The 13,485-nt window shown below is 72.1% G+C and carries 11 protein-coding genes; 3 read left to right on the top strand and 8 right to left on the bottom strand.

What is annotated here, in order from left to right; genetic code table 11:
- Window positions 1–12: 12 nt before the first annotated feature.
- The 3 genes from AB0399_RS30790 to AB0399_RS30780 form a co-directional block, all read right to left on the bottom strand.
- Window positions 13–420, bottom strand: a complete 408-nt coding sequence (locus tag AB0399_RS30790; protein WP_328469901.1) for a DUF742 domain-containing protein — start codon at window positions 418–420, stop codon at window positions 13–15.
- Between the two features lie 115 nt (window positions 421–535).
- Entirely contained in the window at window positions 536–949 is a 414-nt protein-coding gene (locus tag AB0399_RS30785; protein ID WP_037917495.1) for a roadblock/LC7 domain-containing protein, read from the bottom strand.
- Window positions 950–958: 9 nt separating this feature from the next.
- On the bottom strand, window positions 959–5,323 hold the full coding sequence (locus tag AB0399_RS30780; RefSeq protein WP_366413578.1) for a nitrate- and nitrite sensing domain-containing protein: 4,365 nt from the start codon (window positions 5,321–5,323) through the stop codon (window positions 959–961).
- 578 nt (window positions 5,324–5,901) lie between these two features.
- On the opposite strand from AB0399_RS30780, the gene AB0399_RS30775 reads away from it, so the two are divergent.
- The 3 genes from AB0399_RS30775 to gltX all read left to right on the top strand — a co-directional run bounded on the left by AB0399_RS30775 (window position 5,902) and on the right by gltX (window position 8,484).
- The gene (locus tag AB0399_RS30775; RefSeq protein WP_329364286.1) at window positions 5,902–6,120 is read left to right on the top strand and encodes a hypothetical protein; all 219 of its coding nucleotides are present in this window, start codon (window positions 5,902–5,904) and stop codon (window positions 6,118–6,120) included.
- 65 nt (window positions 6,121–6,185) lie between these two features.
- Window positions 6,186–6,980: a fumarylacetoacetate hydrolase family protein gene (locus AB0399_RS30770; protein WP_329364287.1), complete on the top strand. Its 795-nt coding sequence runs from the start codon at window positions 6,186–6,188 to the stop codon at window positions 6,978–6,980.
- Window positions 6,973–8,484: a glutamate--tRNA ligase gene (gene gltX, locus AB0399_RS30765; RefSeq protein WP_366413577.1), complete on the top strand. Its 1,512-nt coding sequence runs from the start codon at window positions 6,973–6,975 to the stop codon at window positions 8,482–8,484. The genes AB0399_RS30770 and gltX overlap by 8 nt, the downstream gene beginning before the upstream one ends.
- A 145-nt stretch (window positions 8,485–8,629) precedes the next feature.
- Here gltX and AB0399_RS30760 read toward each other — a convergent pair whose 3' ends face one another.
- The 5 genes from AB0399_RS30760 to AB0399_RS30740 form a co-directional block, all read right to left on the bottom strand.
- Entirely contained in the window at window positions 8,630–8,842 is a 213-nt protein-coding gene (locus AB0399_RS30760; protein WP_329373864.1) for an acyl-CoA carboxylase epsilon subunit, read from the bottom strand.
- A 122-nt stretch (window positions 8,843–8,964) separates the two neighbouring features.
- Complete coding sequence (locus tag AB0399_RS30755) at window positions 8,965–10,548, bottom strand: acyl-CoA carboxylase subunit beta (protein ID WP_329364290.1); 1,584 nt, start codon at window positions 10,546–10,548, stop codon at window positions 8,965–8,967.
- A gap of 169 nt (window positions 10,549–10,717) precedes the next feature.
- On the bottom strand, window positions 10,718–11,629 hold the full coding sequence (locus AB0399_RS30750) for a CoA ester lyase (protein WP_366413576.1): 912 nt from the start codon (window positions 11,627–11,629) through the stop codon (window positions 10,718–10,720).
- Window positions 11,626–12,702 carry a CoA ester lyase gene (locus AB0399_RS30745; protein ID WP_329364293.1) on the bottom strand — a complete coding sequence of 359 codons (1,077 nt, stop codon included), beginning with the start codon at window positions 12,700–12,702 and terminating at the stop codon, window positions 11,626–11,628. The genes AB0399_RS30750 and AB0399_RS30745 overlap by 4 nt, the downstream gene beginning before the upstream one ends.
- Before the next feature lie 65 nt (window positions 12,703–12,767).
- Entirely contained in the window at window positions 12,768–13,265 is a 498-nt protein-coding gene (locus AB0399_RS30740; protein WP_329364295.1) for a GNAT family N-acetyltransferase, read from the bottom strand.
- Window positions 13,266–13,485 lie beyond the last annotated feature (220 nt).

The following is a 13,485-nucleotide window of genomic DNA, read 5'->3' as shown; positions in this document are numbered from 1 at the left end:
TGCGCTTGCGGCCTAGAGCTTCCGAAGTCCACTGAGCACCCTCTCAAGCAATGTCACATCTGGCTGGCCGCCCGATTCGCCGCTGCCGGGCTGGTGGATGGCGACCATGCCGGCCTCGGCGAGGTCGGCCACAAGAATCCGGGCCACACCGAGCGGTATCGCGAGCAGCGCGGAGATCTCGGCCACCGACTTGATCTCACGCGTCAGATGGCAGATCCGCTGGTGCTCTGGAAGCAGTCCCGCGTACTGCGCCGGGTCGGCGGTGGTGCTGACCAGCGCCTCGATCGCGAGCTGGTAGCGAGGCCGGGTACGGCCACCGGTCATGGCGTACGGCCGCACCAGCGGCTGGTCGCCTTCCACCCCGTACGGCGCGTGGTGGGACGCGCCGTACGGGCCCGGCGAGGCGGGTGGCGGGGTCATGAGGGTCCTCCGTGTCCGGGCAGTGCTATGGCTGGTGCGGAAGTACGGGAACGTTCTGTTGTGCGGGCGGTTGTCCGCGGCTGCGTGCGGGCCACCCGGCGGCGGGGTGCGGTGCTCAGTTCAACAGGCTGCCCTGGAGTTCGGCCCGAAGGTCGGGGGTCAGCACGGCACCCGCGCGGTCGACGAGCAGGGCCATTTCGTAGCCGACCAGACCGATGTCGCACTCCGGATGCGCCAGCACCGCCAGCGACGAACCATCCGACACCGACATGATGAAGAGGAAGCCCCGCTCCATCTCCACCACCGTCTGGTTCACACTGCCCCCCTCGAAAATCCGGGAGGCACCAGCGGTCAACGACGTCAACCCCGAGGCCACCGCCGCCAACTGATCCGCACGATCACGCGGAAAACCATCAGACATCGCGAGCAGCAGGCCGTCGGCGGAGACCACCACCGTGTGGGACACCCCCGGGGTGTTGTCCACGAAGTTGGTGATCAACCAGTTCAGATTCTGTGCCGCCTGGCTCATCGCACTCAACTAGCGCTCCTGGTTGTTCATGCCGAGACCACGGCCGTCGGTGGTACCGGTACCGCCGGCCTGGCGGCCCTGCTGGATGCCCCTGCGGAGGTTGGTCAGACGTCCGCGCACGTCGTCGGGGGAGCGGGAGACCTGCGGGCCGCCCTGGGGGGCCTGCTGGGGAGCCGCGCCGCCCGCGACGAGATTCGCCCGGGGGACCCGCCGCGGCAGGCCGGAGGGAGTGACCCCGCCCGCGGTGGGTTCCCGGATGGATTCGGCCCGCTGGCGCAGCGCGTCGTTGGGCGAGGTACGCCAGTTCGGGGTCTCCCGCGGCAGCGGCTGGGCGCCCGGTGCGGCAGGCAGCTGGGCGCCGCTCTGCGCGCTGTGGTGTGCCGCGGGGTCCTGGCCCTGGCTCTGGGTCTGCTGGCCCTGGCCGGCCGGCGCGGTGGCCTGGGTGGCCGGCTGCGGGCCGCCGGTGAGGCGCTGCGGGCCGCCGGCGGGGTTCGGTCCCGGCCGGTCGGTACGCGGGCGCTGCGGCGGGGCGGTGCGGCCCACCGGGCGGGGCGGCGGCGCCTGCTGGCCCCGCGCGCTCTGCTCGACGTGGATCTGCTGCATCCGCTCGGCCTGGCCGGTACGGAACCAGTCGGACTCGATCGACGCGAAGATCGGCGTCGGCTCGTCGCCCCGGGTCGGGGCCGGCGGCAGCGCCATCGGCTCGGCCGGGCCGGGGAGTTGGGGCTCGGGGCGCGGCGCGTGCTGCGGCCCGCCCGGCTGGCCCTGGTACGGCTGCCCGTTGTGCTGCTGCGGCTGGTGCGGCATCGGGTACTGGCCGCTGGTGTCGCCGAGGCCCGGCATCGGCTGCGAGCCGGTGTCGTACGCGTCCGGCCGCTGCTGCGGCTGGCCGCCCTGGCCCTGCGGGTTCCAGCCCGGAGTGCCCTGGGGGCCGCGCGGCCCGCGCTGCGGCATCCCGCCGGGCCGCGCGGGCCCGGGCTGCTGTGCCGGGTACGAGCCGGAGCCGTCCTCGGCGCGGACCGCCGGGAACTGGCTGGTGTCACCGGGACCACCCGAGCCACCGGGAATCGGGAAGGAGCCCGTGTCACCGGGACGACCGCCACCCTGACCCTGCGGCTGACGCTGCCCCTGCGGGAAACCGTCGCTGCGCACGGCCGGGAACTGGCTGGTGTCACCGGGACCACCGGGGATCGGGAACGAACCGGTGTCGCCGGGACGGCCGCCGCCCTGCCCCTGCGGGAAGCCGTCCTCGGCGCGGACCGCCGGGAACTGGCTGGTGTCACCAGGACCGCCGGGGACCGGGAAGGAACCCGTGTCACCGGGACGACCGCCACCCTGACCCTGCGGGAAACCGTCGTTCCGGACCGCCGGGAACTGGCTGGTGTCGCCGGGACCACCCGAGCCACCGGGGACCGGGAAGGAACCCGTGTCACCCGGACGACCGCCACCCTGACCCTGCGGGAAACCGTCGCTGCGCACGGCCGGGAACTGGCTGGTGTCGCCGGGACCACCGGGGACCGGGAAGGAACCCGTGTCACCCGGGCGCCCGCCGCGCTGGTCGTCGGAGTTCCAGCCGGGGGTGCCCTGGGGGCCGCGGGAACCGCGCTGCGGAAGGCGGTTCTGCGAGCCGTCGTCCTGGCCGGTGGGCGCGCCACCGTCGGCGCGGACCGCCGGGAACTGGCTGGTGTCACCGGGACCGCCGGGGGCCGCCGCCGGGGACTCCCCGGCACCGGGGCCGCCGCTGTGCCGCGGCGCGGGGCCGGAGCGGCCGCCGAAGACGTCGGAGCGGAAGCCGGAGGGACCGGTGTTCTGCGGCTGCGGGACCGGGAAGCCGCCGGGGCCCTGGGGCCCGGGGGCGCCGGGACCGTTCGGCTGCCCGTGCTGGCCGTGCCGGCCGGGGCCGGACTGCGGCCGCCCGGCGGGGCCGGACTGGTCGAAGGCGTCGAACGCGGGCGCCTCGACGTCCTCGTGGCCGCGCGGGGTGTCCTCGCCGAAGCCCTGCTGCTGGTTGTCCTGCGCGGCCCAGCGCGGGCCGCCCTGCTGGCCGCCGGGACCGCCAGCGCCGCCCTGGTCGCCAGGGCCGGCGGCCGGTCGCCCGGCGCCGGGGAGCGCGGGGCGTGCCGCGCCCGCGCCGACCTGGCCGCGCTGCCCTGCCCGGCTGCCGCCGGCCTGGCCCGCGTTGCCGAACGCACCCGCGATGCCGGTGCCGGCACCGCCCGCGACGGCACCCGCGGGACGCGCGCCGGGGCCCGCGTTCTTCGCGTTCGCGTTGGCGCCGCCCTGCGTGACGTCGACCGGCAGCATGACCAGCGCGGTGGTGCCGCCGGAGTCCGACGGGCGCAGCTGGATGCGGATGCCGTGCCGCAGGGACAGCCGGCCGACCACGAACAGGCCCATCCGGCGGGAGACCGAGACGTCCACGGTGGGCGGGTTGGCCAGCCGCTCGTTGATGTCGGCGAGGTCCTCCGGGGACAGGCCGATGCCGGTGTCGTGGATCTCGATCAGCACGCGGCCGTCGGGCAGCGAGTGACCGGTGACCCGCACCTTGGTCTGCGGCGAGGAGAACGAGGTGGCGTTCTCCAGCAGCTCGGCGAGCAGGTGCACGAGGTCGTTGACGATACGACCGGTGACCTCGGCCGACGGCACCGATGTCAGCTCGATCCGCTCGTACTGCTCCACCTCGGACGCGGCGGCGCGCAGCACGTCGACCAGCGGGACCGGGCGGGTCCACCGGCGGCCGGGCTCCTCACCGGCGAGGACCAGCAGGTTCTCACCGTTGCGGCGCATGCGGGTCGCGAGGTGGTCGAGCTTGAACAGCGAGGAGAGCTGGTCCGGGTCGGCCTCGCGCGACTCCAGTTCGGAGATGAGCGACAGCTGGCGCTGGATGAGGCCCTGGCTGCGGCGGGAGAGGTTGGTGAACATCGCGTTGACGTTGCCTCGCAGCAGCGCCTGCTCGGCGGCGAGCCGGACCGCCTCGCTGTGGACCTCGTCGAACGCGCGGGCCACCTGGCCGATCTCGTCGCGGCTGTTGATGCCGATCGACTCGACCGAGGTGTCGACGTCCTGCGGGTCGGTGTCGGAGAGCTGCTTGACCAGCTCGGGCAGCCGCTTCTGGGCGACGTCCTGGGCGGTCTGCTGCAGCCGGCGCAGCGAGCGGACCATCGAGCGGCCGACGACGAACGCGCCGACCACGGCGACGCCGAGGACCAGCAGGATGATCGCGCCGGATATCAGCGCCTCGCGCTTCGCCTCGCTCTGCAGGTGCAGCGACTTCTGCTGCATCTCGCTGAGCAGCGAGCGCTCGATCTGGTTCATCGCGTCGATCTTGGTCTTCGCCGCGTCGTCCCAGTCCAGGTACGAGCTGTTGATCTTGGTGATCGCGGTCTGCGAACTGGCGATCCGCTCGCGCTCGTTGTCGTGGGCGGCGATCGTGTCGTTGTCGCCCTGGATGGGGCGCAGCAGCGCGGCGGCGTCGGTGCCGTAGACCTTCATGAACCGGGTGATCGCGGTGTTCTCGTCGACGGCCGCCCACTTCACCGACTGGTACTCGTCGGCGTTGAGCTTGCCGCCACTGGCGAACGCGGCGCTGATCACCGCGCGCTGCATCGACTCGTACTCCTTGGCGGAGGAGAACGCCGACAGCGCGCGGGTCGCCTTGATCATCTGGGAGTTGCTGGTGGCCTGCGCCATGTCCTGGGAGAGCGACAGCAGCGAGGTGACCAGACCGTCGTACTCGGAGACGGTCTGCGCGATGCCCGACTGGGAGGTGTACGCCTCGCTGCGGATCTCGTTGAGGTTGGCGAGCTGGCCGCCGATGGCGACCAGGGTGGCGCGGACCCCGCTGAAGACCGGGTCGGAGTCCGAGATGTTGTCGGTCGACTGCTCGTAGAGCTTGAGGTCGCGGTCGGTGGCCTGGCGGGAGGCGGCCACCGCGTCGTTGCTCTTCTGGTTGGCCGACAGCGGGCCCGCCGAGCTGTCGCGCTCCTCCTGGAGGGCGGCGGCCAGGTTGGTGGCCTGCTCGGTGATGTCGGTCAGGGTCTTCATGTGCTCGAGCTGGTGGATGTTGTCCACCGAGTTGTTGATGCGCAGGCCGCCGAGGGCGGAGGCGGTGACCACGGGGAGGGCGAGCAGCGAGATGAGTCTGGTGCTGATGCGCCAGTTGCGCATGGCTATTCGGGGGCCGGGCTTGCCGTCGAGGCCGGTGATCTTGCCGGCTTCGAGGCCGCTGGGCATGCTCATCCGCCCGGGGGCCGCAGTGGTACCCGGCGTGGCGGTTCCGGAGTCGGCCGCGGCCTGGGAGCCGTTGCCGGCCCCGCCGGGCTGCCGCTCCGAGTCGCCCGCAGCGCCGCTGTCCCTCTTGAAACGTCCCTGCACTAGCGTCGCAACCTCTGGACCAGGCGCCCCTCGCCGTAAGGCTGAAGGGACGGTGTCGAGTCATGGGGGCTCAGGCCGACCCGGGTCGCGGGACGGCTGATGTGCCCTTCACCGCCGCTCGGTGTTCCGTCCGCGCCCCCTGCGCGCCGGTTCGTTGTGATGCGGCGGTCCGGGGAATTCCAGCACAGTGCCGGATCTCCCAACAAGGCCCGCAGCCGTCCTCTTGGAATGTGTCACTCGTCGCGATGGTCCATACACACAGCGTCGAGCGCCAGGGCGGCGATATGGGGCGATTACGGGCCGCGATGGTAACTGGTTGCACCGGTGTCAGACCGCGTCCGCCCCGGCGACAAACGACCATTTCCGCACCGCCGTACGCTTTGCCCGATTCGCTCGCGCGCGCCGATTGTCCGAATGGCGGGAAATGATCCGTAGTTCGTGAGCAAAATCACAGAGCGTCAGATGTCTGCGCCCGGCCACGGCGGGAATGGGCGGCACTAGCCTGGTGCTTTACAGAAGTCGCGGTGATGTCAACCGCGGCCCGCTCCCACCACCGAGACCCGAGGTCCACACGGCAGATGAAGACCACCTTGATGTTCCGTCAGATGATCGCCAACCCGCGGCGCACCACTCTCGCGCACCTCAAGGACGCGTCCGAACTGACCGGCACGCCGGCCGTGGCGGACCCGACCGCCGGCGAATCCGCCGAACCCGCGGTGAACACGCTGCCGCAGCGCACCGCGAACCCGCGTCGTACGGTACTCAACGAACTGCCGCAGACGCCCGTCGCCCCCTGAGTCCGACGCTGACCTGCGGCGATCACCGAGTCAGCGGAGGCCGGGCCGGCCGCTAGGCTGGGCGCATGCGCATCGTCAGGTTCTCCATCGACGGCAACGTGGCGTTCGGAGCGGTCGAGGGCGACCCCACCGGCGGCCCCGAGGGTCTTGTCGTCGACATCATGAAGGGCGTGCCCTTCGCGGACTTCGAGCTGTCCGGCACGAAGGTCCCGCTGGACAAGGTGCGGCTGCTGTCGCCCGTCCTGCCCAACAAGGTGGTCGCCATCGGCCGCAACTACGCGGCCCACGCCGCGGAACTGGGCCACGAGGTGCCGGACGCGCCCTGGGCGTTCTTCAAGCCGTCGACCTCGGTGATCGGCCCCGGCGACCCGATCGTGTACCCCTCGTTCTCCCACGAGGTGCACCACGAAGCGGAGTTGGCCGTCGTGATCAGCCGGCTGTGCCGGGATGTGCCGCGGGACCGGGTCAAGGACGTGATCCTCGGCTTCACCTGCGCCAACGACGTGACGGCCCGCGACACCCAGCGCACCGAGAAGCAGTGGGCGCGGGCGAAGGGCTTCGACTCCTCCTGCCCGCTCGGCCCGTGGATCGAGACCGGCCTCGACCTCGACGCCGCCGGCGACCTCGCGATCACCGCGACGGTCAACGGCGAACTGCGCCAGGCCGGCCGCACCCGGCAGATGCTGAACTCGGTCGAGGACCTGATCGTCAACATCACCGAGGCGATGACGCTGCTGCCCGGTGACGTCCTGCTCACCGGCACCCCCGCGGGCGTGGGCCCGCTGCTCCCCGGCGACGAGGTCGCCGTCACCATCGAAGGCATCGGCACTCTCACCAACAAGGTGATCTCGCGTGGCTAGCGCATCCGCTCCTGCACCCTCCTCCCCCACCTCCGGCGGCACCGGCGTCCGCGTCCGGTTCTGCCCCTCCCCGACCGGCAACCCGCACGTCGGGCTGGTCCGCACCGCGCTGTTCAACTGGGCCTTCGCCCGGCACGAGCAGGGCACCCTGGTCTTCCGCATCGAGGACACCGACGCGGCCCGCGACTCCGAGGAGTCGTACCAGGCGCTGCTGGACTCGATGCGCTGGCTCGGCCTGGACTGGGACGAGGGCCCCGAGGTCGGCGGCCCGTTCGCGCCCTACCGGCAGTCCCAGCGGATGGACCTGTACGCCGATGTCGCGCTGCGGCTGAAGCAGGCCGGGCACGCGTACGACTGCTACTGCACCACCGAGGAGCTGGAGGCCCGCCGTGAGGCCGCCCGCGCGGCCGGCCGCCCCTCCGGGTACGACGGCCACTGCCGGGACCTCAGCGCCGAGCAGATCGGCGCGTACCAGGACGAGGGCCGCGCCTCGATCGTCCGCTTCCGGATGCCGGACCGCCCGATCGTCTTCACCGACCTGGTCCGCGGCGAGCTGACCTTCACGCCGGACAACGTGCCGGACTACGGCATCGTGCGGGCCAACGGCGCGCCGCTGTACACCCTGGTCAACCCGGTGGACGACGCGCTGATGGAGATCACCCACGTGCTGCGCGGCGAGGACCTGCTCTCCTCCACCCCGCGGCAGATCGCGCTGTACGACGCGCTGATCGAGCTGGGCGTCGCCAAGGCCGTCCCGGCCTTCGGCCACCTGCCGTACGTGATGGGCGAGGGCAACAAGAAGCTCTCCAAGCGGGACCCGCAGGCGTCGCTCAACCTGTACCGGGAGCGCGGCTTCCTGCCCGAGGGGCTGCTCAACTACCTCTCGCTGCTGGGCTGGTCGTACTCCGCCGACCAGGACGTCTTCTCGATCGCGGAGATGGTGGCGAAGTTCGACATCGCCGACGTCAACGCCAACCCGGCCCGCTTCGACCTGAAGAAGGCCGAGGCGATCAACGCCGACCACATCCGGCGGCTCGGCGTGAAGGAGTTCACCGAGGCGTGCGCGCCGTGGCTGCGCGCCCCCTTCGCGCCCTGGGCGCCGGAGTCCTTCGACGAGGCCGCGTGGCAGGCGATCGCGCCGTACGCCCAGACCCGGGTGACGGTGCTCTCCGACATCACCGCGAACGTCGACTTCCTCTTCCTCGACGAGCCGGTCGACGACGAGGCGTCGTGGGCGAAGGCGATGAAGGAGGGTTCCGACGCGCTGCTGCGCACGGCCCGGGAGAAGCTGGCGGAGGCGGACTGGTCCGCGCCCGAGTCGCTCAAGGGCGCGGTGCTCGCGGCCGGCGAGGAGCACGGTCTCAAGCTCGGGAAGGCCCAGGCACCGGTCCGCGTCGCGGTCACCGGGCGCACGGTCGGCCTCCCCCTCTTCGAGTCCCTCCAGGTCCTGGGCCGCGACCGCACCCTGACCCGTATCGACGCGGCTCTGGCGAAGCTGGCCTGACCCGACGCAGTAATGCGGCTCCCTCCATGCTGAGCATGGAGGGAGCCGCACTTGTTTCAGGGCCGCGGGGAACCGCGCGACCAGCCACCGCGGACCGCGAGGTCCCGTGTCACGCAGGACGGGGCAGCCGGGGGGTCAGGCGCCCTCAGCCCTGCCAGGAGTGGGGGGCGCGGAAGCCCGGGGTGCGCTCGAGACGGCGCCAGCCGGCCGTGGAACGCACCGGCGCGGTGTGCGCGGCCTCGCCCGCACCGCCGGCGGCAGCACGCGCCAGCAGCAGCGCGGTGAGCGCGGCGAGCTCCTCGGGGTCCGCGTGACCCTTCTCGACGCGCACCAGCGAATCCGTGGGAGTGCTCACGATGGTCTCCAAGGGTGAACCGCCGGGCAGGTTGCCGGGGTGGTCCGGGTCGTTCGGATGATCGGGGTCGGCCGGAGTGTGCGCCGCGTTCAGGAACGTGGCGCTCACCGGCTGCGGTCGAGGGATCACTGCGGCGGGTTGCCGTGCTTGCGGGACGGCAGGTCGGCGTGCTTCGTGCGGAGCATGGCCAGCGAGCCGGCCAGCACCTCACGCGTCTCGGCCGGGTCGATCACGTCGTGCACCAGGCCGCGCTCGGCGGCGTAGTACGGGTGCATCAGCTCGGCCTTGTACTCCTTGACCATCCGGGTCCGCATCGCCTCCGGATCGTCGGCGTCGGCGATCTGCCGACGGAAGATCACGTTCGCCGCGCCCTCCGCGCCCATCACCGCGATCTCGTTCGTCGGCCACGCGAACGTCAGGTCCGCGCCGATCGACTGCGAGTCCATCACGATGTAGGCACCGCCGTACGCCTTCCGGAGGATCAGCGAGATCCGGGGGACGGTGGCGTTGCAGTAGGCGTAGAGCAGCTTGGCGCCGTGCCGGATGATTCCACCGTGCTCCTGGGCGACGCCGGGCAGGAAGCCGGGTACGTCCAGAAGAGTGATGATCGGGATGTTGAACGCGTCGCACATCTGTACGAAGCGGGCCGCCTTCTCGGACGCCTCGATGTCGAGCACACCGGCGAGCGAGGCGGGCTGGTTGGCGACGATGCCGACCACCTGGCCGTCGATCCGGGTGAGCGCCACGATGATGTTGGTGGCCCAGCGCTCGTGGATCTCCAGGTACTCGCCGTCGTCGACGATCTCCTCGATCACCTTGTGCATGTCGTACGACCGGTTGCCGTCGGCCGGCACCAGGTCGAGCAGCACGTCGCTGCGGCGGTCCACCGGGTCCTCGTTCTCCGCCGCCGGCGGGTTCTCCCGGTTGTTCTGCGGCAGCAGCGAGAGCAGGTAGCGGACCTCCTCCAGGCAGGTCTGCTCGTCGTCGTAGGCGAAGTGCGACACGCCGGAGACCGCCGAGTGCACGTCGGCGCCGCCCAGGCCGTTCTGGCTGATCTCCTCGCCGGTCACCGCCTGCACCACGTCGGGGCCGGTGATGAACATCTGCGAGGTCTCCCGCACCATGAACACGAAGTCCGTGAGCGCCGGGGAGTAGGCCGCGCCGCCCGCGCACGGGCCGAGCATCACCGAGATCTGCGGGATGACGCCGGAGGCGCGGGTGTTGCGCTGGAAGATCCCGCCGTACCCGGCGAGCGCCGAGACGCCCTCCTGGATACGGGCGCCCGCGCCGTCGTTCAGCGACACCAGCGGCGCGCCGGCCGAGATCGCCATGTCCATGATCTTGTGGATCTTCTGCGCGTGCGCCTCGCCCAGCGCGCCGCCGAAGATCCGGAAGTCGTGCGCGTACACGAACACGGTCCGGTCGTGCACGGTGCCCCACCCGGTGATCACACCGTCGGTGTACGGCCGCTTCGCCTCCAGCCCGAAGCCCGTGGCCCGGTGCCGGCGCAGCGGCTCCACCTCACGGAACGAGCCCTCGTCCAGCAGAAGTTCGATCCGCTCGCGCGCGGTCAGCTTCCCCTTCGCCCGCTGCGCCTCCGTGGCCTTCTCGCTGGGCCCCCGACGCACCTCCTCGCGGATCGCACGAAGCTCCACGACGCGCCCCCGGGCGTCGTTCGCCGGGACGGGCAGCTCTTGCGATGTGGTCATGTACCGACAGTACGAGCGTGCGGGGTCGGAACGGGCCATCTACTTCGTACAGTGTCCACCGGCTCTGCCTGGTGGGTCTCGACAGACGGCGAGGTGGGGCGGGGTCCGGAGGCCCGGGCCGGAGCCCGCCCCGTTTGGCGGGTTCATGCCGCCAAGGCGGTGATCGCCGTCAGCGTCCGGCGACGGCCTCGGCCAGCGCGAGTACCCGCCGGGCCTCCTCGACGTGCAGGTTCTCGATCATCCGGCCGTCCACGGTGACCACGCCGCGCCCCTGTGACGTGGCCTCTTCGAAGGCGGCGATGATCCGTCCGGAGCGCTCGATCTCCGCCTGGGTGGGCGCGAAGACCCGGTTGCAGGGTTCGAGCTGCTTCGGGTGGATCAGGGTCTTGCCGTCGAAGCCGAACTGCCGGGCTTGGAGGGTCTCCGCCTCGAAGCCGCTCAGATCGTGGACGTCGTTGTAGACACCGTCCAAGATGACCTTGCCCGCGGCGCGGGCGGCGAGCAGGGCGAGCGACAGCCCGGCGAGCAGCGGGGCCCGGCCGGGGACGTGCTCGGCGTGCAGTTCCTTGGCGAGGTCGTTGGTGCCCATCACCAGGACGGTCAGCCGCGGTGACGCCTCGGCGATGGCCCGCGCGTCGAAGAGCGCCGCCGGCGTCTCCAGCATCGCCCAGACGGCGGTCCGCTCCGGAGCGCCGGCCGCCTCCAGTGCCGCCTCGACCTCCCGTACGGTCCGCGCGGAGTCCACCTTGGGCACGACGACGGCGTCCGGCCCGGCCGCGGCGGCGGCCTTGAGGTCGTCGGCGTGCCAGGGGGTACCGGGGGCGTTGACCCGGATGGTGACCTCGCGGTGGCCGTACGCGCCGCTCGCCGCGGCGGCCGCCACCCGCTCACGGGCCTCGGCCTTCGCGTCGGGGGCGACGGAGTCCTCCAGGTCCAGGATGAGCGCGTCGGTGGGGAGGGTCCTGGCCTTCTCCAGGGCGCGCTCGTTGGCGCCGGGCATGTAGAGCACCGAGCGGCGCGGGCGCGGGGCGGGAGCGCTCGCGGCGGCGGCGCTCGCGGCGAGGTCGGCGGGGGTGCTCATCGGGCGGCCTCCTCGGCGGTGGCATCGGCGTAGGCGCGGGCGAGTTCGGGGTCGCGGGCGGCGAGCGCGTCCGCGAGTTCGGCGACCACCCGGCACTGCTTGTAGGTGGCGTCGTCCTGCATCTTGCCGTCGATCATCACCGCGCCGGTGCCGTCGCCCATCGCCTCGATCACCCGGCGGGCCCAGGCGACGTCCTCGGGGGCGGGCGAGAAGACCCGCTTGGCGATGTCGATCTGCACCGGGTGCAGGGACCAGGCGCCGACGCAGCCGAGCAGGAAGGCGTTGCGGAACTGGTCCTCGCACCCGGTGACGTCCTTGATGTCCCCGAACGGCCCGTAGTACGGCAGGATGCCGTTCGCGGCGCACGCGTCGACCATCCGGGCGATCGTGTAGTGCCACAGGTCCTGCTGGTAGGTGGGCCGGGGGGCGTCGACCGGGGCGCCCGCGGCGGGGTCCTCGCGCACCAGGTAGCCGGGGTGGCCGCCGCCGACCCGGGTGGTCTTCATCCGGCGGCTGGCGGCCAGGTCGGCCGGGCCGAGCGACATCCCCTGCATCCGGGGGCTGGCGGCGGCGATCTCCTCGACGTTGCCCACGCCGGCCGCGGTCTCCAGGATCGCGTGCACCAGGATCGGCCGGGTCAGCCCGGCCTTCGCCTCCAACTGGGCGAGCAGCCGGTCGACGTAGTGGATGTCGTGGGCGCCCTCGACCTTCGGCACCATCACGACGTCGAGCCGGTCGCCGATCTCGGCGCCGAGGGTGAGCAGGTCGTCCAGCGCCCAGGGCGAGTCGAGGCTGTTGATCCGGGTCCACAGCTGGGTGTCGCCGAAGTCGGTGGCCCGGGCGACCTTCACCAGACCGGCCCGGGCCGCCTCCTTGCGGTCGGCCGGGACCGCGTCCTCCAGGTTGCCGAGCAGCACGTCGACCTTCGGCGCGATCGACGGCACCTTGGCCGCCATCTTCTCGTTGCCCGGGTCGAAGAAGTGGATCATTCGCGAGGGGCGGAACGGCACGTCCCTGACGGGGGCCGGCGCCCCCACGGCCAGCGGGCGGAAGAAGTCCTTCGCCGAGCGCATGCGATCTCCCGGTGGTGTCGGGTCGAGGGTGTGGCGCTCACCCTACGACCGCGGGCACCCGAGGGTTACCCGTCGGTAGATGTGCTGTTGGTCACCGGGGTCCAGCGCAGCGTCATATCCGGTTCACGCTCCATGTTCCGCGAACCGTCGTTCAGATCCACCACCGTGAAGCCGTGGCGCGCGTAGAACGCCCGCGCGTCGGTGTTGCGCTGGAAGACGTGCAGGTCCAGCCGGTCCGGCCGGTGCTCCTTCGCCCGGGCCAGCAGCAGCGAGCCGATGCCGCGCCGCCGCACCTCCGGCAGCAGGTACAGGTGCTCCAGCCACTCCCCCTCCACCGCCGCGTAGCCCAGCACCGCGCCGCCGGCGTCCACCGCGACCCACACGTCCGCCTCGACGAGCACCACTTCGCGCACCCAGCGCTCCACCTCCGCGTCGGTGCGCTTGCGCGGCGGCAGCCACGGCATCGCGACCTCGCGCGAGATGATGTGCGCCCGCGCGATGGCGGCAGCGTCGGCGGCCTCGGCCGGGCGTACGACGATCTTCTCTTCCACGGTCTCCGTCACGCCCCGCAGGGTAGGGCCCCGCGGCCGCCGGATCGACCGGTTTTCCCGCCGCGGAGGTGGCGGGGGTACGGCGGGGGTACGGCGGGGCAGCCGCGGGGCCCTGACCCGCGGCTCTACCCGGGCTCCTAGTGTTCTGAGTCGGGAATTCGCTTCAGATATCCGGCGAGGCGTTCGAGGATGTCCTCTGCGGTCTTGGTCCAGATGTAGGGCTTGGGATCGG

This window comes from Streptomyces sp. NPDC088194 (assembly GCF_040702025.1).
In the GTDB taxonomy this organism is placed as follows: Bacteria; Actinomycetota; Actinomycetes; order Streptomycetales; family Streptomycetaceae; genus Actinacidiphila.
Note: the sequence above shows the minus strand (reverse complement) of the source record. Positions and strands in the feature narration are given on the sequence as shown.

Excerpts from the sequence above, each read along its gene's own strand:
- AB0399_RS30745 (WP_329364293.1), bottom strand. The coding sequence starts at position 12,702 with ATGCGCTCGGCGAAGGACTTCTTCCGCCCGCTGGCCGTGGGGGCGCCG.
- AB0399_RS30785 (WP_037917495.1), bottom strand. The coding sequence starts at position 949 with ATGAGCCAGGCGGCACAGAATCTGAACTGGTTGATCACCAACTTCGTG.
- AB0399_RS30790 (WP_328469901.1), bottom strand. The coding sequence starts at position 420 with ATGACCCCGCCACCCGCCTCGCCGGGCCCGTACGGCGCGTCCCACCAC.
- AB0399_RS30770 (WP_329364287.1), top strand. The coding sequence starts at position 6,186 with ATGCGCATCGTCAGGTTCTCCATCGACGGCAACGTGGCGTTCGGAGCG.
- AB0399_RS30755 (WP_329364290.1), bottom strand. The coding sequence starts at position 10,548 with ATGACCACATCGCAAGAGCTGCCCGTCCCGGCGAACGACGCCCGGGGG.
- AB0399_RS30750 (WP_366413576.1), bottom strand. The coding sequence starts at position 11,629 with ATGAGCACCCCCGCCGACCTCGCCGCGAGCGCCGCCGCCGCGAGCGCT.
- AB0399_RS30775 (WP_329364286.1), top strand. The coding sequence starts at position 5,902 with ATGAAGACCACCTTGATGTTCCGTCAGATGATCGCCAACCCGCGGCGC.